Origin of the sequence: Corynebacterium cystitidis (assembly GCF_900187295.1) — a bacterium.
GTDB lineage: Bacteria > Actinomycetota > Actinomycetes > Mycobacteriales > Mycobacteriaceae > Corynebacterium > Corynebacterium cystitidis.
In genome coordinates this window covers 2,783,260-2,805,784 of sequence record NZ_LT906473.1, presented here as the reverse complement: position 1 = coordinate 2,805,784, position 22,525 = coordinate 2,783,260, and the positions used below count along the sequence as shown (strand labels likewise).

Sequence of the window (22,525 nt, the reverse complement as noted above, 5' to 3'; positions counted from 1 at the left end):
CGCTATTGAATAATAAACTTGGCGGCAACTGGGACTTTGTAGTTAGCTACCCAATAGACTGAAATGTCTATTTTTCAAGTTACCCTATAGACCAATCGGTCTATAGCGAGAAAACTCATGTTCGGAAAGGTTATCCATGTCTACCGCCTACCCAACCGAGACACCACCATCTTCTCCGGCGCAAACGCAACCGGATTCCCACGGCAAGTTCTCCCTCAGTGAAGATTGGATAGCAACAGTTGCCGGGATAGTACTTTTGTTGCTCTGCCTTTCAGGGATTTTTCCAAATATTGGACAGTGGTTCTAAATGTCTCAATACTCAACGTCTCGCGCGGCAACAACTAATTGTCAAGCTGCCCCCGAACCTACAGAACCCACAGAACCCACAAGCCACACCTCTACGACAACACCTACTCACCACAAGGCATGGACAGGAGGCGGAGTAATTGTTGTTTTTGGCTTAGCAATCTGTGTTTCCATTCTGGTCTCCCGCGTACCAGATTGGGCAGAAGGAACATGGTTTGGGCCATTATCCAAAAGCATCGAATTTCCCATCTACGCCATCATTTTAGGTTTCGCAGCCAACGCCATCCTGAGTCTGTTGGGCTGGTCAGAAAAAATGTCGGCAGCTTTTCGCACTGAGCTATTCATTAAGACTGGTTTGGTCCTGCTCGGCTCTACCGTCAACCTCGGTGTGATTGTCACCGCAGCAGCACCCGCAGTACTCCAGGCCATCGCACTCATCGCTACAGTATTCCTGCTTACCTGGTGGTTTGCCGGATTACTCGGTGTGGATAATCACCTGCGTGCACTTTTAGCATCCGCGCTTTCCATTTGTGGTGTCTCTGCTGCCGTAGCCGCAGCCGGGGCTGTTCATGCGAAAAAGGAACAGTTGGCCTATACCGCAGGGTTAGTGATTGTTTTCGCAGTGCCGTCCATATTCTTGCTGCCGTGGCTGGCTGAGCTGATGGGCTTATCAGCCCCGGTGGCAGGCGCTTGGATCGGCGGCAATATCGATACCACCGCCGCTGTCACCGCAGCAGGTGCCGTTGCCGGTGATGATGTACTCGAGTACGCAGCAATTGTGAAGATGACCCAAAACGCCCTGATCGGATTTGTAGCCGTTGCCTTATCGCTCTACTTCACTATGAAGGTGGATCGCAGCGCAGCAACTGTTAAGCCACACTGGGGTGAGGTATGGACTCGTTTCCCTAAATTCGTCCTCGGGTTTATCGCTGCCTCAATTCTGGTCACTGTCCTAGCCGCGATCTACCCGGCAGCAGCTTCCGGTGGATGGCTCGACGCAGGTTTAGACGCCGCGAAATCACTGCAAACTTTCCTGTTTACCTTGGCGTTTGTGTCCATCGGTTTAGAATTTCGTTTCGAATCCCTGCGTCAGGCGGGATGGAAGCCCATCGTGGTATTTGCCTTTGGCACAACCGTGAACCTGATTGTGGGACTCTTTTTAGCCTGGTTATTCTTTGGCGTGATTTTCGCGGGGATGCTCGCTTAAACACACACGCTCGTAACACGCTTCAAGCGGTGATCGCTTCGGTCGCCAGTTATCATTTTTGTCGGAGAAAAACCGGAAACCGGCGACCGAACGTACCAATCCAGCTATTTCACCACGAGGTTCACCATGCGGCCCGGCACCACAATCACCTTCACAATGGTGCCGTCACCTACCAGCTCAACCACTTTCTCGTCGGCACGCGCGGTAGCCTCAATCTCGTCTTTCGACGCATCGGTAGCCACCTCTATGCGGGAGCGAACCTTGCCGTTGATCTGCACGGGAAGCTCCACGGAGTCGTCGACAAGCCACGACTCTTCTGCGACAGGGAAAGGCTCAAACGTGATGGTGTCCGTGTGGCCGAGGCGCTGCCACAACTCCTCCGCGATATGCGGCGCCAGCGGAGACACCATCTGCACCAGCGGAACCACAGCCTCCAGCGGCACGGGACCCGGGTAGGTCTTAGTCAGATAATTGACGTACTCAATGAGCTTGGCCACCACAGTATTATCGCGCAGGTTCTCATAATCATCGGTGACACCGGCGATGGTGCGATGCAGGTGCTTATTGTCCTCATCGGTGAGGGGTTCCTCGGAGGCAAGCAGTTCGCCGGTTTCTTCGTCGATAAGCAAACGCCACAAACGCTGCAGGAAGCGGTGCGCGCCGACGACATCCTTCGTGGCCCACGGGCGCGACGTATCCAACGGGCCCATCGACATCTCATAGACGCGCAGGGTGTCCGCACCAAACTCTTCGCCGATCTCATCCGGGGCAACGGCATTCTTCAGGGACTTGCCCATCTTGCCGTACTCCTGGGCAACTTCGTTGCCGGCGTAATAGTACTTGCCGTCTTTTTCCTCCACTTCGGCGGCTGGCACGTACACGCCTCGGGCATCCGTGTAGGCGTAGGCCTGGATGTAGCCCTGGTTGTACAGGCGACGGTACGGCTCCTTCGAGGTCACATGGCCCAGGTCAAAGAGCACTTTGTGCCAAAAACGCGAATAGAGCAGGTGCAGCACAGCATGCTCAACACCACCAACATAGAGGTCAACGCCGCCGGGGTCATTCTCGCCGTGGACCTCAGGCTGCGGGCCTGTCCAGTAACGCTCGTTCTCTAGGTCGACAAATGCATCGTCATTGGTCGGATCAATGTAGCGCAGCTGGTACCAGGAAGAACCCGCCCACTGAGGCATCACATTGGTATCACGCCGGTACTGCTTCGGACCATCACCCAAGTCAAGCTCAACATTGACCCACTCAGTGGCCTTGGCCAACGGGGGAGAGGGCTCAGAATCAATATCGTCTGGGTCGAAGGAAACAGGCTTGTAATCTTCCACCTCCGGCAGCTCCACAGGCAACATCGATTCAGGCAGAGCGTGGGCATTACCGGCTTCGTCGTACACAATGGGGAATGGCTCACCCCAATAACGCTGGCGGGCAAACAGCCAGTCACGCAGCTTGTACTGAATCTTCTCCTCACCCGCACCTTCGGCGACCAACCAATCAATTGTGGTAGAAATCGCCTCGTCGAGGCCCATGCCGTTTAAGTCCAGGCCGCGGTCATTAGCGGAGTTAATGTGTGGGGCATCGCCAACAAACGCCTGCTCAGAGATGTCTCCGTCGAGCACAGGGATGATCGGCAACTCAAACTCAGTGGCGAACTCATAGTCACGCTCATCATGGGCGGGCACAGCCATAATCGCACCCGTACCGTAGCCGGTAAGCACATAATCCGCGATGAAAATCGGCACCTGCTCGCCGCTGACTGGGTTGGTGGCAAAAGTGCCCAGGAACACACCAGTCTTGTCCTTGTTTTCCTGGCGCTCCAGATCCGACTTAGCCGCGATATCGCGCAAATACTTCTGCACCGCCTCGGCAGGAGTGGCGCAGCCGTAGGTCCACTTCGGGTTCGTGCCAGCAGGGAAGGAATCCGCAGTAAGCTTATCGACGAGCTCATGTTCCGGCGCCAAAGAAACATAGGTAGCGCCAAAGAGAGTATCGGCGCGGGTGGTGAACACGGTGATCGCTCGTTCCTCGCGATCACCGGCAGAAAGTGAATCCTCGCGATCACCGGCAGAAAGTGAATCCTCGCGATCACCGGCAGAAAGTGAATCTTCGCGATCACCGGCAGCCGTGCCTTGCCCCCCGTGACCTCCGGCTCCGTGGTCTTCCGCCAGGAAGACCACCTCCGCACCACGGGAACGGCCAATCCAATTGCGCTGCATAGCCTTGACCTTCTCCGGCCAATCCAACAGCTCAAGATCATCCAACAACCGGTCCGAGTAGGCAGTAATCCGCATCATCCACTGGCGCAGACGCTTCCGGAACACCGGGAAGTTGCCACGCTCCGACCTGCCATCGGCCGTAACCTCCTCGTTGGCCAGCACAGTACCCAAGCCGGGGCACCAATTCACCATAGACTCGCTCAAGTACACCAGGCGGAACTCATCAACAGCAGCGCGCTGCTCCTCCGGAGAAAGCGAAGCAAATTCCCGGCCATCCTTAGTGGTACGAGCACCGGAGGATAATTCGTCGATAAGCTCAGCGACAGGGCGGGCCTTCTGCTGCTCCTCATCAAACCACGCGTTGTAAATCTGCAGGAAAATCCACTGCGTCCACTTATAAAACTCCGGGTCAGTGGTGGCCACCGCGCGACGCTTATCGTGGCCCAGACCCAGCGCACCGAGCTGGCGCTCCATGTTCTCAATATTGGTCATGGTTGTCGTGCGCGGGTGGGTGCCCGTCTGGATTGCGTACTGCTCCGCAGGCAGACCGAACGCATCATAACCCAACGTATGCAGCACATTCTTGCCCTGCATGCGGTGGTAACGCGCAAACACGTCGGTGGCGATATAGCCCAGCGGGTGGCCCACATGCAGGCCCGCGCCCGACGGGTACGGGAACATGTCCTGCACGTTGAGCTTCTCCTTCGGCAACTCGCCGCCGGTAGCTAAATCACCCACCGGGTTCGGAGCGTGGAAAGTGCCCTGTTCAGCCCAGTACTTCTGCCACTTCTTCTCAATCGTGTTAGCAAGCCCCGCCGAATAGCGGAAATCAGGTCCTTCTTGCGCGTTCGTCATGGAAAACAAGTGTAGTAGACCCACCCGACACGCGCGGTTGAGGGGCTTAAGCCGCAGGTTAACGTAGCGCTTATTATTCGTCAGACTACAGGCTAAAGCTACAGGCTACGGCTGGGGTGATAGGGCGTTAAGTCTGCGCCTCCGGGAAGATTTGCTCATGGCTCTACAATGTGGCTCATGAACGCCACCGCCAATAACTTATCAACCTCTCACGCCCAACCGAACCCGCGGCGCTGGCGTATCCTTGCCGTCCTGCTGTTGGGAATTTTCGTCGCGTTAATCGCGGTCTCCATCATCAACGTGGCGTTGCCCTCAATTCAACACTCATTGGGGGCCACGCCTGGGCAGTCTCAGTGGATCCTGGCTGGTTACGCCCTTACCTTTGGGGTGGTCTTGGTTGCCGCCGGGCGCGCCGGGGACATGCTGGGCCGCGGCGGGCTTTATCTCTTGGGCATGACCGTCTATACGCTTGGCGCGGTTGCGGCTGGCCTCGCACCGAGCACTACTGTGCTTAACATTGCGCGCCTAGTGATGGGCATCGGTGCTGGGCTTTTCAATCCGCAGACTATTGGCATGATTCAGCACTATTTCACTGGTGCTGAACGGGGTCGCGCCTACGGGATTTTCGGCTCCACGGTGGGTATTGCCGTGGCAATCGGGCCAGTTGTTGGTGGTTTTCTAATTTCAGCGGGCGGGCCGGACCTCGGCTGGAGGCTGACCATGTTGATCAACGTCCCCTTCGGCATTGCCTGCATTCTGCTGGGCCTGCTGTGGTTTCCCCGCCCCTTAATCTCCCGACTGACCAACGCCACCACGGGCCGCTCGACGTCTTTTTTCGACACGGTGCGTCAGCTCGATCCACTCGGCGCCTTATTGCTGGGTAGCGCTGTTCTTGCTGTGATGCTGCCCTTTGTGGGCACGCAGCGCACTGCGTGGGTGCGGTTCCTGATTCCACTCGCCGCTCTCCTGGTGGCTGTGTGGATCTGGTGGGAGAAACGCTGCGCCAAGCCCTCGAACAACATCAAACCCATGGTCGATCTAAGGGTTTTCGGCCAAGTGGCCTTCCGCAATGGCGCGCTGATCGCCTTTATCTGGTTTATGGGTATCACCTCAGTGTGGGTACTGGTTGCGCTCTACTTTCAGTTGGGCTTGGGGTACACGGCACTGGTCACTGGGCTGATCGGGGTTCCCTCGGCAATTCTTAGCGCGCTGTCGTCTTTCTGGTCGGGCGGGGCGGTCTCGCGCATGGGGCGCTCGGTAGTCATCCTGGGCATCTCGCTTGCTATAACCGGTATCGTGTCCAGCGCGATTGTGGTGTACGGGGTGGATCGTTTTGGTTGGAGTGAACTCATCCTCATCGGAACACTCGCCATTTTTGGCACCGGCCAAGGCATGGTGATCACGCCTAATCAAACCCTGACGCTGGCGCGCATTCCGCAAGAATATGCGGGTTCCGTCGGTGGGGTCTTACAAACCGGTCAACGCATTGGTACCACTGTGGGTATTGCGGTGATTACTGGTGTTGCGTTTTCGGTTCAGCTCCACGCTGGATGGACTCCTGCGATTCTCACTGGTTGGGGAATAGTCGTGGTGTTTATGCTTATCGCTCTTGCTGTGTCGATTGCTGACCTTCGCTTAACGACGACCACTCGCGCCTAAGACTGATTGGGTACCAAAAAATCGATTTTCTATTCGCCATACATTGCTTTGATTTCTCGTAGTCCGAAAAATACCCGAACACTATTGGAAACGATTTTCCCTTGTGTTAGGGTCCGAGCTCATGACATCCATTTCATGAACCGCACAATCGTTGTGGCACTCGTCGTTAGCGCACTATCCATATCAGCATGCTCGTCGAATGGTACAGAGGAGCGGAGGCAAGCCGAGACTGAGGCCGTTGAGGTTTCAAGCTTAAGTCCTCGTGTCATCCTCACCCACGACAAAGGCCTCACCACGCTTGACCCAGAAACGGGGGAGGTCCTCGAGGAAATTGAGAAAAACGCTTTCCTCCGCCTCAACCAAGCAGGTGACGGGCGCCACGCGCTCGTAACTGAAGGTAATACGCTGCACGCCTACGATTCCGGATTGATTGAAAAGCCGCACGGCGACCATTCCCACTTCTACGAGACAGACCCACAGCTAACCAATGTCACCTATGACGTTCCTCAGGCTGGCCACGTTGTCCCCCACGAAGGGCTAACCGCACTGTTTTTCTGATGCAACTGGAGAAGTCACCGTGGTGAAGTCTCGTGACATCGCCAACCCGGACGCAGAAACTACTGAATGCCCGAAGGTACACGGCGAGGCTGTCAGCGAGAATGGTTTCGCCTTTGGCTGCGCCGACGGCCCAGTACTGTTTAAAGACGGTGAATTCACAAAACTCCACGCAGACGGTTACCAAAGAAGTGGCATTCTAGCCGGTGTGGACTTTTCACCGATTGTTCTTGCAGACTTGAAAAAGGATGAGGATGCCGAAAAAGAGCATCCCACCTCCGTTGCGCTGATCGACACAGCTGAGGAAAGCATCCGCGAGGTTGAGCAGCGCCATCAGCTTGACTTCGCCGCTGTAGAAATGGTGGTAATCACAGACTAAGTAGCCACACCAGCTGCCTACCCGCTCTGCTGTATGCGGCTTTTCGACGAGCGCCCTCGTCCGTTGTGCGGTGTGGCGCCCGTCCTCGTCGAAAAGAAAATGGCTAATTGAAGTTCTTTGTTCAGATTATTGAACTATGCTGGGTTACTGAGTGAGGATTACCAAGTCAGACAACTGGAAGTAATCCACTACAGAGCTTGTTCTTTAGGAGGACACAATGGACAGCCCCTACGCTGTAGATATCCCCAACCCAGCAATCGCCCAATTTGTCGAGGAATGGGCAGCAATTACCCAACCCGCCAATATCGAACTCGTGTCAGCCGCAGACAACCAGCGCCTCATTGACGAGTCGCTGGAAGACGGCAGCCTTCAGCCAGCAGGACGCGGGCGGTACTTCTCCCGTTCACACGCCAAAGACACTGCCCGCTCCGAAGAGCGCACAGTCGTGGCAACCTCAAGGCCTGAAGACAAGGGTGTTTACAACAACTGGCGTGACGGTGAGGAAACTGTAGAAACACTACGTCAACGCATGAAGGGCGCGTCGGCAGGCAAAACTATGTATGTGGTGCCCTACCTGATGGCAGTGCCCGGGAACCCGCTGGCCTCGTATGCAGCGGGTGTGGAACTGACCGATGATCGCAACGTGGTGCTGCAGATGATGCGCATGGCCCGTGTTGGTATCGAATACCTCAACGGCCTGGAGGATCCGAACTTCTTTGTCCGGGGCGTGCACGTGACCGGCGACCTTGACAATCTCGGCCAAGGCACCGATGATGACCAGCGGCTTTTTGCCACCGTCGCGGATCAACGCATGATTTTGCACTACGGCTCCGCCTATGGTGGCAATGCCCTGCTAGGCAAGATTGCCCACGCGCTACGCCAAGCTGCTTACGACGGGTGGCGCTCCGAAAAGTTCCTTGCAGAACAGTTCATGCTGCTGGGCATCCACGATAAAGAAACAGGGCGTACCTACCGCATCTGTGGCGGATTCCCCTCTGCCTCCGGCAAAACCAACCTGGCAATGACGCTGCCACCAGACGCCCTGGGCGACCGCTACCGTGTGGACTTCTACGGCGACGATATTGCCTGGCTGTGGGTTGGCGAGGATGGCCGCCTGTACGGGATGAACCCTGAAGATGGGGTCTTCGGCGTGGCAAAGGACACGAACGAAGAAACCAACCCCGCCGCACTGCACGCGATCGCGGAGGGCTCTGGCGCCATTTTCACTAACGTGGCCTACAATCCCTCCACCCACGAGGTGTGGTGGGAAGGTAAAACACCTGAGCCACCCACAGACGAAGGCTGGATCGCCTGGAACGGCGAAGAAATCACCGCAGACTTCGACGGCACCTGGACCCACCCCAATGGTCGCTTCACCGTGGACTTGGAGCAGGTGACCACCGTGGCCCCGGACGCTTTCGAACCAGCGGGCGTGCCTATCGACGCCGTGATCTTCGGCGGCCGAGCTTCTGACCGTGAACCATTAATCCGGGCTATCACCGACGTTGCCGAAGGCGTTTACGACGGCCTTACCTTGGGCGCCGAGGCCACCTTCGCCGCTGAGGGCATGGACGGTAAACTGCGCTACGACCCAATGTCTATGCGCCCGTTTATGTCCTATCCGGAAGGGGACTACGCACAACACTGGCTCAACGTCTTCGAAAAGGTCGAAGATAAACCCATCTTCGCCCACGTGAACTGGTTCCAACGCGACCCAGAAGATGGCCACTACCTGTGGCCCGGCTACCGCGATAATCTGCGCGCCCTGCTCTGGCTGATCGACTACCGCGAAGGTCGCGCCGAAGGAGTAAACACCCCAGTTGGCGTGCTGCCGAAGAAGAGCGAGTTGAACTTGGAAGGTTTGGACATCAGCGATGAGGACCTCGACGCTGTACTGCGTATCGACGAAGACCGCTGGCGCCAGGAAATGGAGCACCGAGGCGAGCACCTTGCACAGTTTGACAACCTGCCACAGGAGATCTGGGACGCTCACGAAAGGATGAAAAAGGCGCTAGCGGAGGATTAAATCGCCTGGTGGATGGCTAAAGCGCAGCAGTTTCAGGCACTGAGTGTGGGGCGGGAGCTTTCTACCGCCCTAGGAACAGCCTGAGTGGAAGGAGTCCGGCCCTGGCCCGGAGAGCCGGGCTTCGCGCAGGTGTCCTTGCTTGTCTCCGATTGACCGGGCACCACATGTGTGACACACTGAGAAGTAGTCGCGGTTTATTGCACGGTGTTTGAAAGTTTTAAAGATTTTTAGCGCTCGCAGGAAATTCGTACGCGGGCCCTACTGATGATTCGCTTGAGTCATTTTTAGTGGAGTGCTCTCGACTCGCTCATCAGTGAAGCATGCTGGTGGGTGTACACCACCTCAAGAAATAGGTATTTGTATGGCACAGGGAACTGTGAAATGGTTCAACGGCGACAAGGGCTACGGCTTCATCGCTCCAGATGATGGCTCGGACGACCTGTTCGTGCACTTCTCCGAAATCCAGGGCGGCGGCTACCGCAACCTTGAAGACGGCCAGGCTGTCGAGTTCGAAGTCGGCGAAGGCGCAAAGGGCCCACAGGCTCAGCAGGTACGCGCACTGTAGTTCGCCCCTAGGTGGGGCTATAGCGCTGTGAGCTGCACTGACTTTTCAGAATCAGCCCGCATGGACACGTTTTAGTGTTCGTGCGGGCTTTTTCATGCTCAGTTTTTGGTTGGTGCCTTTGTCATGCCTGGTAACGAGTTGTTGTGGGATTGGTGCATGAGGGAGTGCGAGCAGGACTCGCTTATCGACGAGGGAACCACCGCTTTTCTGGAGAGCTGCATCCGGCGGTTCACTCGGTTCATGTCGTGGCGAACCAGATGAATATCCCAAAAGATACCAAGTTTGAGCCGGGCACCAAGGTGCTGAGCACCAACGGCGAAGCCATCCCGGGCCTGTTTGCCGCTAGTGAGGTCGCCGTTACCAGGGTTTACCGGGTTCCCCGGGGCGCTGCTCAAGTTCTCGGGGCGCTGCGCGCTTTCCCTCCGGTTCCGCATCCTCTCGAACCCCTCAGTGCATACACAAAACAGCCATGTCCGGTTTTCACGACATAAGGAGGTGTCTTTGATTCGGATTGCTAGTCACAGCGTGCATATGATGGGAACCTTCAACGATCTACAGGTCGAGGCAGCTAAACCCGAGACATTTATCAACGATGCCGTCGCCCAGCTACGCCTCTTCAACCAACGACTCAGCGAAAATACCATCACAACGATCAAGACCCAACGGTATTTTCCTTGAATGATGAGGAAACACACGAAAAAGAGACAGGTCAGAATACAATCAGCCAGGTTGATCTGGCGCTTATTCTTCGCCGTGTTCTTCTTTTCTTCTTCCATGTCCCTGATAGAACAGCATTTGCTTTGCTGGTCGATTGTTACGCGATACCGATTTAGCGCAGAAGTAGACAGACTAGCGCCGGTCATCATAGTCACAATACTGCCGATAGTGTTGATTACAAGTCCCCGGAACCCCAGTCGCCACTATAATCGCCATGAGGGCTTGATATGACCCATATACTCTGGTGGCACAAGAAAAAACGTATCCGACCCTTCGTGGTTGGTAAGGATTTGCAGAAGCGGTTGGCGCGGCGACAAAACTAGCTGAGGACTGGCAGCTAAGGCCTAACTTTTCACAATCCGCAGTTGAGGCCGAGAATGCTCCTCGGGGTCTACAGTGTAGGAAGATTCTTGCTTCGCCGCAGGAACCGCTCCTAGCACGGTGTTGAGGGTAAGCGACTGGAGATCCTCAACCGGTATACACAAGTCTTTAGCCACTGTGGCAGGTGTCCAGCGTTGTGTGCGAGCGGGAGAGAAAAGGAACTGGAACACTCGCGACTGCTCATAGCTACTCAAGCCACCAGGTTCGCCTTTATCGAATCCGCCGCTTATCAAACGTCGCCTCACCGACCGGTAGGACCACTGCGTCAACTTGCCCGTGGTCTTCGCTTTCACCGCCATCGCCATGGCGGAGACCCCGTAGAAGCGTTTCAGCTCGAAAAGACGTTCTTCGGTTGGGTCTTGTGGCATGTAGTTGCTTATCGACGCGGTGGGCATAAGAAACTCAGCCGCAAACCTGTCAGCCTCGCGCTCCTCTTCTTTTCCGGCGGCGTAGTCGGCTCCACGTGAATGCATCACTAGGTGACCTAGTTCGTGTGCAATGTCGAACCGGACGCCTTCGGGTGTCCTGCGCCGGGTCAGGAAAATGTATGGCTGGCCCTCGTAGTACATGGAGAATGCGTCTACTGAATCCGCGAGGGCTGGAATTCCGAAGACTCGAACGCCATGGGATTCCGCCAATTGAACGAGGTTTGGAAGCGGGTCCGTGCCTAACCCCCATTCATGGCGGAGTTGTCCTGCCGCTTCTTCCGGGCTCATGTTTCCCAAGAATGTAACCGATGGCGGGGGCGACTTAATGTGTTTGTTGAGCCACTGGTGGAAGTCCACACCGTGGCTTGCCGACGCTACCGCAGCCTCTTTCACAGCTGCAGAGGTGCGCGCAGCCGATCGAAAGGCCAAATCATCTCGCTCAATCAGGGCTGGTGGATCAAGAAAAAAGTAGTCTTCTGGAAAATTAAGAACTGACGAGAGCCGTTGCGCTGCATCGCACGGGGCTCCATCGTTTTCGTACCTTGTAACCGTCCTGGTGGTGACATCGAGTTCTTTTGCCAACGATGTTTTCGTCATTCCGCGGCGCCGTCGTGCCACCGTGATCCTGGTCGGTTCAACGAGCCAGTCTCTATGCCTCTTCGAGGTAGAAATCGACATCGTTTTCTCCATCTCGCCCGGGTAGCTCCTCTAACTCTTCATCGAACAGGAGGGATGGCAACATGATACGCGTGTGCCATCCACTGACCAGGCCATTTTCGATCCCTTTGGGAAGCGAAAGCTCAACCCTTAGTTCGTCTTTACTACGGTAGTACAGCAACATCCAGTGCCCATCGACGGGCACCGAATCTTCGGCAATCCGGATTCTCAGCACTTGCGATAAGGAAATAAGTTCCAACTGGTCATATGCGCGTTCGGTTGCTCGCCCTTTTCTATTCGCAACGTTGGGCTTTCCTTCGGGGTCGCCCACATCAGCAGTCCCGCCGCATGCCGTCACGGTAAGCTCACCCGCAGGTGATTTAAGTAGTGGCCGATTGTGATCGTTATGCAGCTCCCATTCGCCGTCTTTCACATGTGCGCGTCGCAGCGAGGCAACCGTATGGGCCCACCGAAAGTAACCGGGGGCCGTCGGAGGAAACGAGCGGTCGCTGTATGCTTCACGTGATCCTACTTCTCCATCCCGCAATGCCTGAACAATAAGGTCAAGATCCAAGCCTAGGGACGCTACAGACTCAGCGGCATGATCCTCGCTGATGACGGTTACTTCGTTGGCAGCTATTGGACGGCCCATGCCCCCTCATTCCATGTTGCAAAACCAGACATTTCCCACTTTACATGGCTGAGCTTCCCACCGCTAACCATCCGCTTGTCATCGGGGGAGATTCTTCTGCTTGTAGCGGGCAGCTCGGCACCTTGTGAAGGTTGGGCGGCTCAGCGGTCAATCGTTAAATGCGTAGTACCGATTGCGTAAATTCACTTCATCCGTATCCCCGGGACGTCTAGTGGAACCTTATTGACAATCTGGTTAATGGGCCAAGTGAATCTACGTAATTTTTGGGAGCTTTGTAGATCATGTTCTCACACCCGGCAGGGGCTCCGCCTCACATCAAAAGCCTGGATTAAAATATGGACCTAAATGCTTGCACACCCAAACGCCTACATACCTTAATATCTGTAATATCTGTCTTCGTAGCAGGCATCAAACCAACGTTGATGGAAGAAGGCCTCGATGGAAAAGCCAATTCGTGCCTATGACCTTGGGTTTGGTCCCAGACCCGACCGGCTTCTGCGTAACCCCACCTTGCGGCCCAGCGTGAACCTGAACAATCCCATGCAGGCTGGCTTTGTTGGGGATTTCGGCCCCAATATTAGGCCTGAGCAGTGGCCACGGGGCAAGAACTCTGGGCTTCCCATGATGCATGCCATCACCGTGTGGGTACCAGATGAGTATCGCAAACAAGGAAACCAATACGTGGCCGTGTCCTTCTTTCAAGGCGAAGGCCAGTTTTCTGAGCCCAAAAAAGGCATTAGAGAGATATTCGCTGGGCAACCGTTAACTTCTGAGCAGGTGACCGACCCATTTTTAAAACAACTCACCGTCTCTGCAGCGCACGAACACCCTATGCTGTGGCGCCTGCAAGATATCATTGATGGCGAATTTGGGCTGATCTGGCTTACCGACGAAGAATTTAGGGGCCCGCGCACAGCCCCTCCACCTGATCCACGCCGAGCTGGCGAACACGAACCCGTCGACGGAGATATTAGTGCCTGGGACAACACTGGGCAGCCGGATACTTTTGTGTGGATGAGCCCTCGCGAAGGCGACCTGAACGTAGGGGTTGCACCCCAGGAATTTGCCGCGTACGACCCCGCTGGTCAACGTGGTCGGTTTGCTTCGAATGGTTACCGCGTAGTCCAATGGGATGAGGATGCGCCTGGCGAAGACGGAGCGTGGGCCCGTTGGCTGAATGAACACCAAGGCCGCAGTCACTTTGGTGGCACCAGTTTTCATCAGCAAGGTGTTCCCGAAGGGTTAGGCCCCTACTATCTTGAATTATATGAATTTGGTGGATTGAAGTTCGGTGGCGGTGGTGTTGCACAAATCGACCTAGAAACCGCCGTTTTTGACTGGGCATAGACGGCCCTACCCAGCCACTTCGTTGATTTCCTTGATCCGCGAGGTAATGTTTACGATCTGGCGGATCTCGACCAAACCGGCGAAATCACCGTCACCATGCCCGAACGCACCACCCTCGGCTGTGCTACCGCCCGATCGTCGACAAGGGCTGCAAGAACGTGTGTTTGCCCATCGACCCGGGTTTTCCGGGCGGGTAGAGCCGAGAGTAGATCCGAAGGATAGAAGACCGAACGCTAGCGGCCCGAACCTTACATTTCCATTTCTTCCAAGGTACGGCCCCTGGTTTCCTTGACCATGGTGATCACGAAGATGAGCGACAATCCGGAAAAGAATGCGTAGATTCCGTACGCGAAGGCCAAGTTGCTTTCCGCCAGGATTGGGAATGTTGTCGAGACAATGAAATTGGCAATCCATTGGACTGCGACTGCCACCCCCATGGCCACCGCGCGAATCTTGTTGGGGAAGATCTCCCCCAGCAGCACCCACACCACTGGACCCCAGCTGATATTGAATCCAATAACAAAGAAGTTGGCTGCGGCGAGAGCAACGACCCCCCAGTTCCCTGGAAGCGAAACTGCACCGTCAGCGGTAGTTACTGCCTGTGAAAAGGCCAGGCTCATGACACTGAGCCCGATAGTCATGATGGCAGAACCGGTAATTAGAAGCTTCTTGCGACCAACCTTATCCACGAGAAGGAAGGCAATTACGGTGAATATCACGTTGATAATGGAGGTGACTACGGAGATGAGCAGGGAGTCCGATTCTTCGAATCCCACGGAGTTCCACAAAGTGGTGGAGTAGTAGAAGATTACGTTGATGCCGCAGAATTGCTGGAAAATGGACAGTAGGATACCCACCCAGACCACGGGGCGGAAGAAAAAGCGCCCGCCGAGCAGGTCGCTGAAGGATTGTCGTTTTTCGCTCTCAACAGTTGCCCGGATATCGGCGATGGAGCCATCAACCCTCTCAGCAGAAACACCGACATACTGCTGCAGAATGGCGCTAGCTTCCTCCAAGTCCCCCTTGATTACCAAGTAACGAGGAGACTCTGGGAGCCTAAGTGCCAGCAGGCCGTAAATCACCGAGAAGACAATCTCGGATAGGAACATCCACCGCCATGCTTTCATCCCAGCTATCTCAAATGACGCGCTGCCTGCAGCCCAGGCGATAGACGCGCCGGTAAGCAGCGCCACGAACATGCCGAACATGATGGCAAGTTGCTGAGTACTGCCCAGCCGCCCTCGATGCTCGGCCGGGGAGACCTCGGCGATATATGCCGGGGCGATCACTGACGCAAGGCCGACGCCCATACCTCCAACGAAACGCCAGACGATCAGGTCGATTACGCCGATGGCGAAGGCGCTCCCGATTGCGGAGATAGACAGCAACGCCGAGGCAACCAGCATGGCTCTTACTCGCCCGTAACGGTCAGTCAACGGTCCAGCGATCCACGCGCCGGCGGCAGCGCCGAGTAGCGCACAAGATACCGTGAATCCCGTAAGCCCTGGTGACAGCACAAAGTCACCAGCGATGGCATCCACAGCGGAGTTGATAATTGCGGAATCGAAACCGAAGAGCAGGCCTCCTAGCGCTGCAACAAGGACGATCCCGATGAGATTTTTTGAAAGGCGACCGTCGTGTCGATGCGAAGATTCCTTCGCAGACGGCGCGTAGTCAGATTCAATCACGTTTCTGCTCCTTCCTGGAGAGTCGGTTGACCAGTACCGGACTGGTTGTTTCCGCCTGTACTATTGGTAAGTAAAGATTACTTACTAATTGAGGTTAGCTACAGTACCCCTTCAAAGTAAAGATAAATAGGTCACATTCCCGCTTTTAGGGTGATCAAGTTATCAAAAAAGGTGGGACACGCCGCGCGACCTTAGCTGCCGCAGATTTCTCCATAATTGCAGCTCAACGACAGCGAGATAGATAGCTCTTCCCCCGGCTCAAGTTCAGCGACCCCCTCCCCCGAATTGAACCCATTCGGGGGACATGTCACTGGCTCTACTGCTAGTCCGGTGCGAAAATGGCTCGTTCCGTCAAAATCCGATGTACACACCTGCACCCAGGGGCACAGTGTCGCATCCCAGGTCATGGTCACGGCCTCACCAGTGACGATATTGGTCAACTTTGCCACACCCGGCTGACCGTCGATAAGGCTAAAGCAGTGATCTACTACCATGCCGTCGAGCCCCTTCCCAGAGACAAAGCCAAACGGAGCGGACGGAGGGAAGCTATCTGCGGAATGCCATTGTCGCGGAAGCAGGCGGTGGGGGTCCACGTCGAGCACCTGCGCTGCAGGCAGCGCGAGACACCAATCGTCCACTGCCCCTGCGTGGGGCCTTAAGTAAGCATGAGTACCCAAGCCCACAGGGGCAACGGAACCGCCCAGGTTCTGAGCGGTAACCGTCCACACCAGGCCGGAACCGCTTAGCAGGTATTCGGTAGTGACCTTCACTCGGTGCGGGTACCCCGCCTGAGGGGCAATGACGGTGCTAAGCCGAACACGGTCCGCGCCGCCCTGTTCAAGTGACCATTCATCCCAACACACCAGTCCATGGAGAGCATTTCCGCGTTCCGGTTCTGTAAGCGCCACTTGGTAGGTTTGCCCGCGAAAGGTGTACCGTCCATCGGCAATGCGGTTGGGCCAAGGTGCCAACGGTGCCCCATGAAAGGCGGGCCGGATCTCGTCGATAAGAAAACTATCTATCATGGGCTTGCCGTTAAAGGTGAGTGAGCGCAACGACGCACCCACGCTGGTAATCACCGCCTGAAAGCCTGAGGAAGAGATGGTGAATTGTTCGCCACTGGGGTGTGCCATGCTCATGTGAGTCCGTCCTTTGGGGATAAGCCTAATGCCCCGTTGATCCACAGGTTAGGCTGTTCGAATACCGGCTTGAGTGCTTCGATGCAGCCGCCGAGCAGGAGGGCATCCTCATTTACTTTAAGGGGATGCATCTCAATGCTGCGATGCGGAAAATCGAGGGTGCGCTGCGCAATCGTTTCCTTGATCGACTCTTTAACGTAGCTATAAAAAGTAGAAAGATAACCTGCGAACACAACCGTGTGAATATCAAGAAAGGTCAATACGTTGGAGACGGCAACTCCGATCCAGTACCCGACCTCTTCCAAAACCTCCGGCGGGAGATGCTCGGGCAGTGCGCTAATAGGAATGTCGCTGGGGAGGGAAGCCCTCTTGCACAGCGCCCAGTAAGAAGCGTAGGCCTCCAAACACCCGTGGTTTCCGCAGCGGCACTGCGGACCGTTCGGATCGACGATGGTGTGGCCAATCTCGCCCGCCCACCCTTCACAGCCACCCAGGATCTTCCCGTCCAGGACGATCGTCCCGCCGATGCCCGTTTCCCCGTAGAGAACCACAAATGACTGGCCAGGACGCGCAGCAAGCTCCGTGGCTGTAACCACACGTGCATCGTTTACCAGGCGCACCGGTGGCAACGGTAGGGCAATCTCCCGTGCGACGGCGCTATCAATCAACTCGCCCAGGGGGATGTCGTCCCAGTCAAGGTTTGGGGCGGAAATGATGTACTTTTCCTGGCTATCTATCCGCCCAGGGATGCTGGCGATGAAACCCACAACGGTGGCACCTTTCGGGAGGTAGGCCAACGCACCCTGAAGAAGACTGATTACCCGAGGCAGTGTGCTGTCAACGTCGCGGAGGGGAAAGTAGTCATAGGCTTCGTGGGCCACGTTTCCCGCGAGATCCTGGAGACGAATCCCTAGGTGGTCTGCCGAAAATGATGTGGCGATGCCGAAATGGGAACCCTGCGAGATGGTCAACGGGGTAAAGGGGCGTCCGGAGCGCCCATCGTGTTCGGGTGCGCCTTCGGTTACTAAGCCGCCGGCTACGAGTTCATCGACCAGTTTGGAGACGGTCGGCTTGGTCAGCTGGGCGCTTTTAGCCAAGCTCGCACGCGATAGGGGCTCAAGCCCCTCATCGATTAAGCGGATAAGTTTAGCCAAGTTGTGGGTTCTTAAGTCAGTAGGGCGCATTGTCACTCCTTTTAGATCAGATTAGCGCTAGTGACCAAGATCAAGTTTTTACGGGTAGGCGTGCCCTTGACACAAGTTAGTTAGTAACCCATACTAACTATTGTTCACTTCATAATGACGGAAGGATGTGTCATGACCAACCTCACCCCCTCGAAGAAAGATAAGTTCACATTCGGTCTTTGGACCACCGGCTGGCGCGCGCAGGACCAATTTGGCAAGGCCACCCGCCCTGCCCTGGACCCAGTCGAACAAATCCACCGCCTGGCCGAACTCGGAGCATGGGGCTTTACGTTCCACGACAATGATGTTTTCGACTTCGACGCGAGCGACTCCGAGCGCCAAGGCGCCATCGACTCCATCAAGAAGGCCTCGGAAGATACCGGGATGGTGGTGGAGATGATCACCACCGACACATTCAATCACCCAATCTTCAAAGACGGTGCCTTCACCTCCAACGACCGGGCAGTGCGTCGCTTCGGGCTGCGCAAGGTGCTAAAAAACGTAGACCTAGCCGCAGAGCTGGGCGCCAAGACTTTCGTGATGTGGGGAGGTCGCGAAGGCTCCGAATACGATTCTTCCAAGGATCTCCTTGCCGCTCACCAGCGCTACGCCGAAGGCATTGATACCGTCGCGGGTTATATCAAGTCCCGTGGCTACGACATGCGCATTGGCCTCGAACCCAAGCCCAACGAGCCGCGCGGCAATATCTTCTTGCCCACCGTGGGCCACGCCCTTGCTTTCATTGAACAGCTCGACAACGGCGATGTCGTGGGAATCAACCCAGAGACCGGCCACGAACAGATGGCGGGGCTCAACTACAACCACGGTTTGGCGCAAGCGCTGTGGGCAAACAAGCTTTTCCACATCGACCTCAACGGCCAGAATGGCCCGATGTTCGACCAGGACCTAGTCTTCGGCCACGGCGATCTGATCAACGCCTTCTTCACGGTGGACTTGCTGGTCAACGGGTTCCCGTCGCGCCCCACCCCCTACGAGGGTGCGATCCACTTTGACTACAAGCCTTCGCGTACCGAGTACACCAAGGGCCAGTACGATGCGGCCGCCGCAAACATGGAGATGTACCTTATGCTCAAGGAGCGCGCCGTGGCCTTCCGCAAGGATCCCGAGGTGCAAGAGGCGATGAAGTACTCCGGCGTGTTCGAGTTGGCCGAGCCTACCTTGGCAGAGGGTGAAAGCATCGAAGATTTGCTTAACGACGCTACCGCCTACGAGCAATTCGATGCCGAGGAAGCCGGCAAGCGTAACTACGGATTCGTGCAGCTGCACCAGCTGGCCATGCGCCACTTGTTGGGTTTTGGTAAGTAAGCAGAATCTACAAGGTCTATTAGCAAGGAGGGACCTTTCATGGCTCGGGTGATCGGAATCGATTCTTCCACGCAGTCCACCAAGGCGTTGCTTGTCGATGCCGACTCAGGCGAGATCCTGGAAAGCCGCAAGGTAGCACACCCGGACGGCACCGAGGTTGACCCAAAGGTTTGGCTAGCTGCCGTCGACGAAGCAACAGCACCCTTCCTGAACAAAGCCCACGCACTTGCAGTCGGTGGCCAACAGCATGGGATGGTTGCGCTCGACGAGGCAAATGAACCGGTCCGCGATGCCCTGCTGTGGAACGATACGCGCAGCGCCGGGGCAGCGGAGGCTCTTATCGCCGAAATGGGTGGCCCTGAACAGGCGGTTTACAAGACCGGCTCGGTACACGTGGCATCCATCACGTCGACGAAGTTGCGGTGGATGCGCGACCACGAGCCGGAAAACGCGAAGCGAACCCACCGTGTGGTGTTACCGCACGACTATGTCAGCTACCACCTCAGCAACGGCGACGTGTGGTTTACCGACCGTGGCGATGCCTCCGGCACGGGTTACTTCGACCCGCACACAAATGCGTGGAGTACCCAGCTCAAGGTGCAAGCACTGGGTAAGGACTTCGCCGTGCCCACGATAGCGCCCCGCCCTAATGCCATTATGGGGCGCACCCCTTCTGGCGCTGCCATTGCGCCCGGCACCGGCGACAATATGGCAGCTGCCCTCGGCTTGGGCCTAGAGGGGGCGGATGCCTCCATTTCCATCGGTACCTCCGGTGTTGTCGCCATGACCACCCCCACCATGGCCGTCGACCCCACCGGTTCCATCAATGGCTTTGCCGACGCCACCGGGGCCTGGCTCCCGCTGGCCTGTACCCTCAACGCCTCCAGGATCCTCGACTTCGGTTGCGAGCTGCTAGGCGTGGACTACGAGGGACTCTCCGACTTGGCACTGGCTTCCGAACCGGGTGCTCGCAGCGCCGTGTTTGTCCCATATCTTGACGGCGAGCGCACACCCAACCGCCCGCACGAAACCGGCCGCATGGTTAACTTGACCCGTAAAGTACGGCGCGAGGACTTCGCCCGCGCCATCGTAGAAGGTTTGCTCTGCTCGCTTGCCGACGCCCTCCATCTCCTCGAAAAGGTCACTTCACAAGACTCCGAAAATTTGCTATTGATCGGTGGAGGGGCCAAATCTCGTGCGGTGCGCGAGCTGGCACCCACCATCTTTGGCAGGCCCATCTTTGTCCCTGAAGAAGCCGAATATGTAGCACTCGGCGCAGCCCGGCAGGCTGCCTGGGCCCTGTCAGGGAAGGACACGATACCGCAGTGGGCTGAGCCGAAGAAGACGATCTTTGAAGGTGACCACCACCCCGAAGTGCTTGCCACCTACCGGGATGCCCGGGGAGAGTAAGCTTGCGGGCGTGCGGGTAAGCGCAGCAATCGCACCAGCCAATGGTGCGGGACGACTGAATTAACTGAATGAAAAGGCCACCACGACATCTTTCCGGCAGTGACATTACCCAGCCACCTCGTTGATTTTCTTGATCCGCGTAGTGATGTCCACGATCTGGCTTGTCTCGAACAAGTCCGTCAGTGGGTAAGCGTCGAAAGGCGGTTCCCAAATACTGCTGATCTCAATCCCACCCTGGCTGCAGATGACGTCGACAAGCGTCTTAGTAAAACCGATCTGATTCGCGGTCAGGGTCGAGCCATCGAGGAAGTCCGCAAACTCAGCACGCACAGCGTCCGGTTCAAGGCCCACTAACCTGCGGATAAACGCGGGCACACTGTCGCCACCACCAATGCTTTCGCGCACCCGCTGCACATCCTCGGCAGACACTTGCGCAACCATCTCCTCCAACGCTTGCCGGTCCGCCAAAAACAGAATCTTCTTGGCCCACTTCGCGCCGCGCATCAGCTTCGTCAGCGCAATGGCAAAGCGCGTTTTGCCTGTACCGGTAGCCATCACCAGCAAGGCTCGGCGATGGCCTTCATTATCGAACCGTTCGGTGACAGCGCGGATCATCGACATTTGGTAATCCCGCCCGGCGATCTTTGCATCGATCTCCTGCTCGGCCAGCTGAATGTGGTAGCCGTCGAACCCTGTATCCGGCCTAACAATTACGGCAGTAGGGTGCTACCAACCCCTCACAGTAGTAGGCCTTGAACTGTGGGTTAGGCAAGCGCTTAACGACGATTGGTTGGCAAGTCTTCAGGCTCCTCGGGGTGTCCAAATTGAATGTTCTTGCCACCCGTCTGGAAATCCCATATCTGTCACCGACAAGCCCGTAAAAGGTAAAAAGAGATCTTCTACTAATGTCCGTACCTTCCACAACCATGTACTGCCTGGAGACACTAACGATAGGATGTGCCCGATTACTACTAAGCTGCCGTACACCCTGTAACTCGTAGATTCGGGCAACGAGCCGAAGTTACTAAACGATGCTTTTAAAGCCGTTGTGCCAGCAGGCACGTAAGTACTGTTCCACACTCTTCCGTAATGGGCGGTTGTATTACGTAAAATTGTCAACTGTTCAAGCCATCGCACCAGTGGCTGCTGCTTTTTCACTTTCCTTGCTTGAGTTTTACTGAGGACTTGGACATCTGGAGCCATGTTAAGTGTCTGCGCAACGCTAAATTGGTCCGCCGCGCGTAGCCCCTCGAACAACTGTGAACTATCTGAAAAGTCGAGGAAATCGACCAAAACCCACAGTGGGAGCTGGCCGTCGTAATGCTTATCATGATGCTGCACTACGGCGCTATGCCTGCGGGCACGCTCAACCCGCTTTCTTGCTCGAGCCATCCATTTATGGTGGTTAAAGTCCGGGCGAAAAACTGTTGGATCCTGGTATACCATTGGCCCTTGAACACCTAGAGTTTCGACCAGACTAGCCCGAAGCGCTACTTCAATACGTTCCAAACCGTCATGGATGAGAGTACCCAATTTTCGATCGAACTCATAGAGGTGTGCAACTTGCGAGAATTCGGTGCCTGGCTGAAAGCTTTCTAAAGTCTCCCCGTTTTTTCGAGATCGGTAAGGGTACCAATAACCACTTAGCCTGTAGTAATTCACCACACTCAACCAATGACGCGCCTCATCAACATCTAAGGACATTCCCCGCGCCGTCAAAAAAGCGATACGCTCATCGATAGTCGTATAAGGTTTCGGATCGCTCATCTCGTTCCCCCTGAAATACGATCAGCCCACTCCGAATTGATCGGGCAGGCTGAAC

General features: G+C 56.0%; 18 protein-coding genes. 10 read left to right on the top strand and 8 right to left on the bottom strand.

Going from position 1 to position 22,525, the window contains the following annotated elements:
• Nucleotides 1-307: 307 nt before the first annotated feature.
• On the top strand, nt 308-1,513 hold the full coding sequence (locus CKV99_RS13210; RefSeq protein WP_092259711.1) for a YeiH family protein: 1,206 nt from the start codon (nt 308-310) through the stop codon (nt 1,511-1,513).
• Between the two features lie 104 nt (nt 1,514-1,617).
• Here CKV99_RS13210 and leuS read toward each other — a convergent pair whose 3' ends face one another.
• Complete coding sequence (gene leuS / locus CKV99_RS14885; protein ID WP_231910092.1) at nt 1,618-4,590, bottom strand: leucine--tRNA ligase; 2,973 nt, start codon at nt 4,588-4,590, stop codon at nt 1,618-1,620.
• 177 nt (nt 4,591-4,767) lie between these two features.
• Here leuS and CKV99_RS13195 point away from each other — a divergent pair, with 177 nt between their 5' ends.
• The 6 genes from CKV99_RS13195 to CKV99_RS14420 all read left to right on the top strand — a co-directional run bounded on the left by CKV99_RS13195 (nt 4,768) and on the right by CKV99_RS14420 (nt 10,607).
• Nucleotides 4,768-6,249, top strand: a complete 1,482-nt coding sequence (locus CKV99_RS13195; RefSeq protein WP_092259795.1) for an MFS transporter — start codon at nt 4,768-4,770, stop codon at nt 6,247-6,249.
• 135 nt (nt 6,250-6,384) lie between these two features.
• Entirely contained in the window at nt 6,385-6,807 is a 423-nt protein-coding gene (locus CKV99_RS13190; RefSeq protein WP_092259709.1) for a hypothetical protein, read from the top strand.
• A 19-nt stretch (nt 6,808-6,826) separates the two neighbouring features.
• Nucleotides 6,827-7,183, top strand: a complete 357-nt coding sequence (locus CKV99_RS13185; protein WP_092259707.1) for a hypothetical protein — start codon at nt 6,827-6,829, stop codon at nt 7,181-7,183.
• Between the two features lie 217 nt (nt 7,184-7,400).
• Complete coding sequence (locus CKV99_RS13180) at nt 7,401-9,209, top strand: phosphoenolpyruvate carboxykinase (GTP) (protein WP_092259705.1); 1,809 nt, start codon at nt 7,401-7,403, stop codon at nt 9,207-9,209.
• 361 nt (nt 9,210-9,570) lie between these two features.
• The gene (locus CKV99_RS13175) at nt 9,571-9,774 is read left to right on the top strand and encodes a cold-shock protein (protein WP_092259703.1); all 204 of its coding nucleotides are present in this window, start codon (nt 9,571-9,573) and stop codon (nt 9,772-9,774) included.
• Between the two features lie 674 nt (nt 9,775-10,448).
• Nucleotides 10,449-10,607 (top strand): hypothetical protein, encoded by a 159-nt coding sequence (locus CKV99_RS14420; RefSeq protein WP_157728488.1) that lies wholly within the window; start codon nt 10,449-10,451, stop codon nt 10,605-10,607.
• 228 nt (nt 10,608-10,835) lie between these two features.
• On the opposite strand, the gene CKV99_RS13165 is transcribed toward CKV99_RS14420, so the two are convergent.
• On the bottom strand, nt 10,836-11,978 hold the full coding sequence (locus CKV99_RS13165; RefSeq protein WP_169872650.1) for an XRE family transcriptional regulator: 1,143 nt from the start codon (nt 11,976-11,978) through the stop codon (nt 10,836-10,838).
• Nucleotides 11,950-12,609, bottom strand: coding sequence for a hypothetical protein (locus CKV99_RS13160; protein WP_092259697.1), 660 nt, complete (start codon nt 12,607-12,609; stop codon nt 11,950-11,952). The genes CKV99_RS13165 and CKV99_RS13160 overlap by 29 nt, the downstream gene beginning before the upstream one ends.
• Before the next feature lie 438 nt (nt 12,610-13,047).
• Here CKV99_RS13160 and CKV99_RS13155 point away from each other — a divergent pair, with 438 nt between their 5' ends.
• Nucleotides 13,048-13,956 carry a hypothetical protein gene (locus tag CKV99_RS13155; RefSeq protein ID WP_092259695.1) on the top strand — a complete coding sequence of 303 codons (909 nt, stop codon included), beginning with the start codon at nt 13,048-13,050 and terminating at the stop codon, nt 13,954-13,956.
• Between the two features lie 248 nt (nt 13,957-14,204).
• Here CKV99_RS13155 and CKV99_RS13150 read toward each other — a convergent pair whose 3' ends face one another.
• The 3 genes from CKV99_RS13150 to CKV99_RS13140 all read right to left on the bottom strand — a co-directional run bounded on the left by CKV99_RS13150 (nt 14,205) and on the right by CKV99_RS13140 (nt 17,967).
• The gene (locus CKV99_RS13150) at nt 14,205-15,644 is read right to left on the bottom strand and encodes a sugar porter family MFS transporter (RefSeq protein ID WP_231910089.1); all 1,440 of its coding nucleotides are present in this window, start codon (nt 15,642-15,644) and stop codon (nt 14,205-14,207) included.
• A gap of 191 nt (nt 15,645-15,835) precedes the next feature.
• A complete protein-coding gene (locus CKV99_RS13145; RefSeq protein ID WP_092259693.1) occupies nt 15,836-16,783 on the bottom strand; it encodes an aldose 1-epimerase family protein in 948 nt (315 codons plus the stop codon).
• The gene (locus tag CKV99_RS13140; protein WP_092259691.1) at nt 16,780-17,967 is read right to left on the bottom strand and encodes an ROK family transcriptional regulator; all 1,188 of its coding nucleotides are present in this window, start codon (nt 17,965-17,967) and stop codon (nt 16,780-16,782) included. The genes CKV99_RS13145 and CKV99_RS13140 overlap by 4 nt, the downstream gene beginning before the upstream one ends.
• A gap of 132 nt (nt 17,968-18,099) precedes the next feature.
• Between CKV99_RS13140 and xylA the strand changes: the two genes are divergently transcribed.
• Together xylA and xylB are read left to right on the top strand one after the other, a co-directional pair.
• Complete coding sequence (gene xylA / locus CKV99_RS13135) at nt 18,100-19,293, top strand: xylose isomerase (protein ID WP_092259689.1); 1,194 nt, start codon at nt 18,100-18,102, stop codon at nt 19,291-19,293.
• Between the two features lie 39 nt (nt 19,294-19,332).
• Nucleotides 19,333-20,703 (top strand): xylulokinase, encoded by a 1,371-nt coding sequence (gene xylB / locus CKV99_RS13130; RefSeq protein WP_092259687.1) that lies wholly within the window; start codon nt 19,333-19,335, stop codon nt 20,701-20,703.
• A 105-nt stretch (nt 20,704-20,808) separates the two neighbouring features.
• Here xylB and CKV99_RS13125 read toward each other — a convergent pair whose 3' ends face one another.
• Both CKV99_RS13125 and CKV99_RS13120 read right to left on the bottom strand, forming a co-directional pair.
• Nucleotides 20,809-21,318 (bottom strand): DEAD/DEAH box helicase family protein, encoded by a 510-nt coding sequence (locus CKV99_RS13125; RefSeq protein WP_231910088.1) that lies wholly within the window; start codon nt 21,316-21,318, stop codon nt 20,809-20,811.
• A gap of 186 nt (nt 21,319-21,504) precedes the next feature.
• Nucleotides 21,505-22,470, bottom strand: a complete 966-nt coding sequence (locus CKV99_RS13120) for an Abi family protein (protein WP_092259683.1) — start codon at nt 22,468-22,470, stop codon at nt 21,505-21,507.
• Nucleotides 22,471-22,525: the final 55 nt, after the last annotated feature.

Bases quoted from the DNA above. Each gene is read 5' to 3' on its own strand.
- CKV99_RS13210 (WP_092259711.1), top strand. From the start codon at position 308: ATGTCTCAATACTCAACGTCTCGCGCGGCAACAACTAATTGTCAAGCT.
- leuS (WP_231910092.1), bottom strand. From the start codon at position 4,590: ATGACGAACGCGCAAGAAGGACCTGATTTCCGCTATTCGGCGGGGCTT.
- CKV99_RS13195 (WP_092259795.1), top strand. From the start codon at position 4,768: ATGAACGCCACCGCCAATAACTTATCAACCTCTCACGCCCAACCGAAC.
- CKV99_RS13190 (WP_092259709.1), top strand. From the start codon at position 6,385: ATGAACCGCACAATCGTTGTGGCACTCGTCGTTAGCGCACTATCCATA.
- CKV99_RS13180 (WP_092259705.1), top strand. From the start codon at position 7,401: ATGGACAGCCCCTACGCTGTAGATATCCCCAACCCAGCAATCGCCCAA.
- CKV99_RS13175 (WP_092259703.1), top strand. From the start codon at position 9,571: ATGGCACAGGGAACTGTGAAATGGTTCAACGGCGACAAGGGCTACGGC.
- CKV99_RS13165 (WP_169872650.1), bottom strand. From the start codon at position 11,978: ATGTCGATTTCTACCTCGAAGAGGCATAGAGACTGGCTCGTTGAACCG.
- CKV99_RS13160 (WP_092259697.1), bottom strand. From the start codon at position 12,609: ATGGGCCGTCCAATAGCTGCCAACGAAGTAACCGTCATCAGCGAGGAT.
- CKV99_RS13155 (WP_092259695.1), top strand. From the start codon at position 13,048: ATGGAAAAGCCAATTCGTGCCTATGACCTTGGGTTTGGTCCCAGACCC.
- CKV99_RS13145 (WP_092259693.1), bottom strand. From the start codon at position 16,783: ATGAGCATGGCACACCCCAGTGGCGAACAATTCACCATCTCTTCCTCA.
- CKV99_RS13140 (WP_092259691.1), bottom strand. From the start codon at position 17,967: ATGCGCCCTACTGACTTAAGAACCCACAACTTGGCTAAACTTATCCGC.
- xylA (WP_092259689.1), top strand. From the start codon at position 18,100: ATGACCAACCTCACCCCCTCGAAGAAAGATAAGTTCACATTCGGTCTT.
- xylB (WP_092259687.1), top strand. From the start codon at position 19,333: ATGGCTCGGGTGATCGGAATCGATTCTTCCACGCAGTCCACCAAGGCG.
- CKV99_RS13125 (WP_231910088.1), bottom strand. From the start codon at position 21,318: ATGATCCGCGCTGTCACCGAACGGTTCGATAATGAAGGCCATCGCCGA.
- CKV99_RS13120 (WP_092259683.1), bottom strand. From the start codon at position 22,470: ATGAGCGATCCGAAACCTTATACGACTATCGATGAGCGTATCGCTTTT.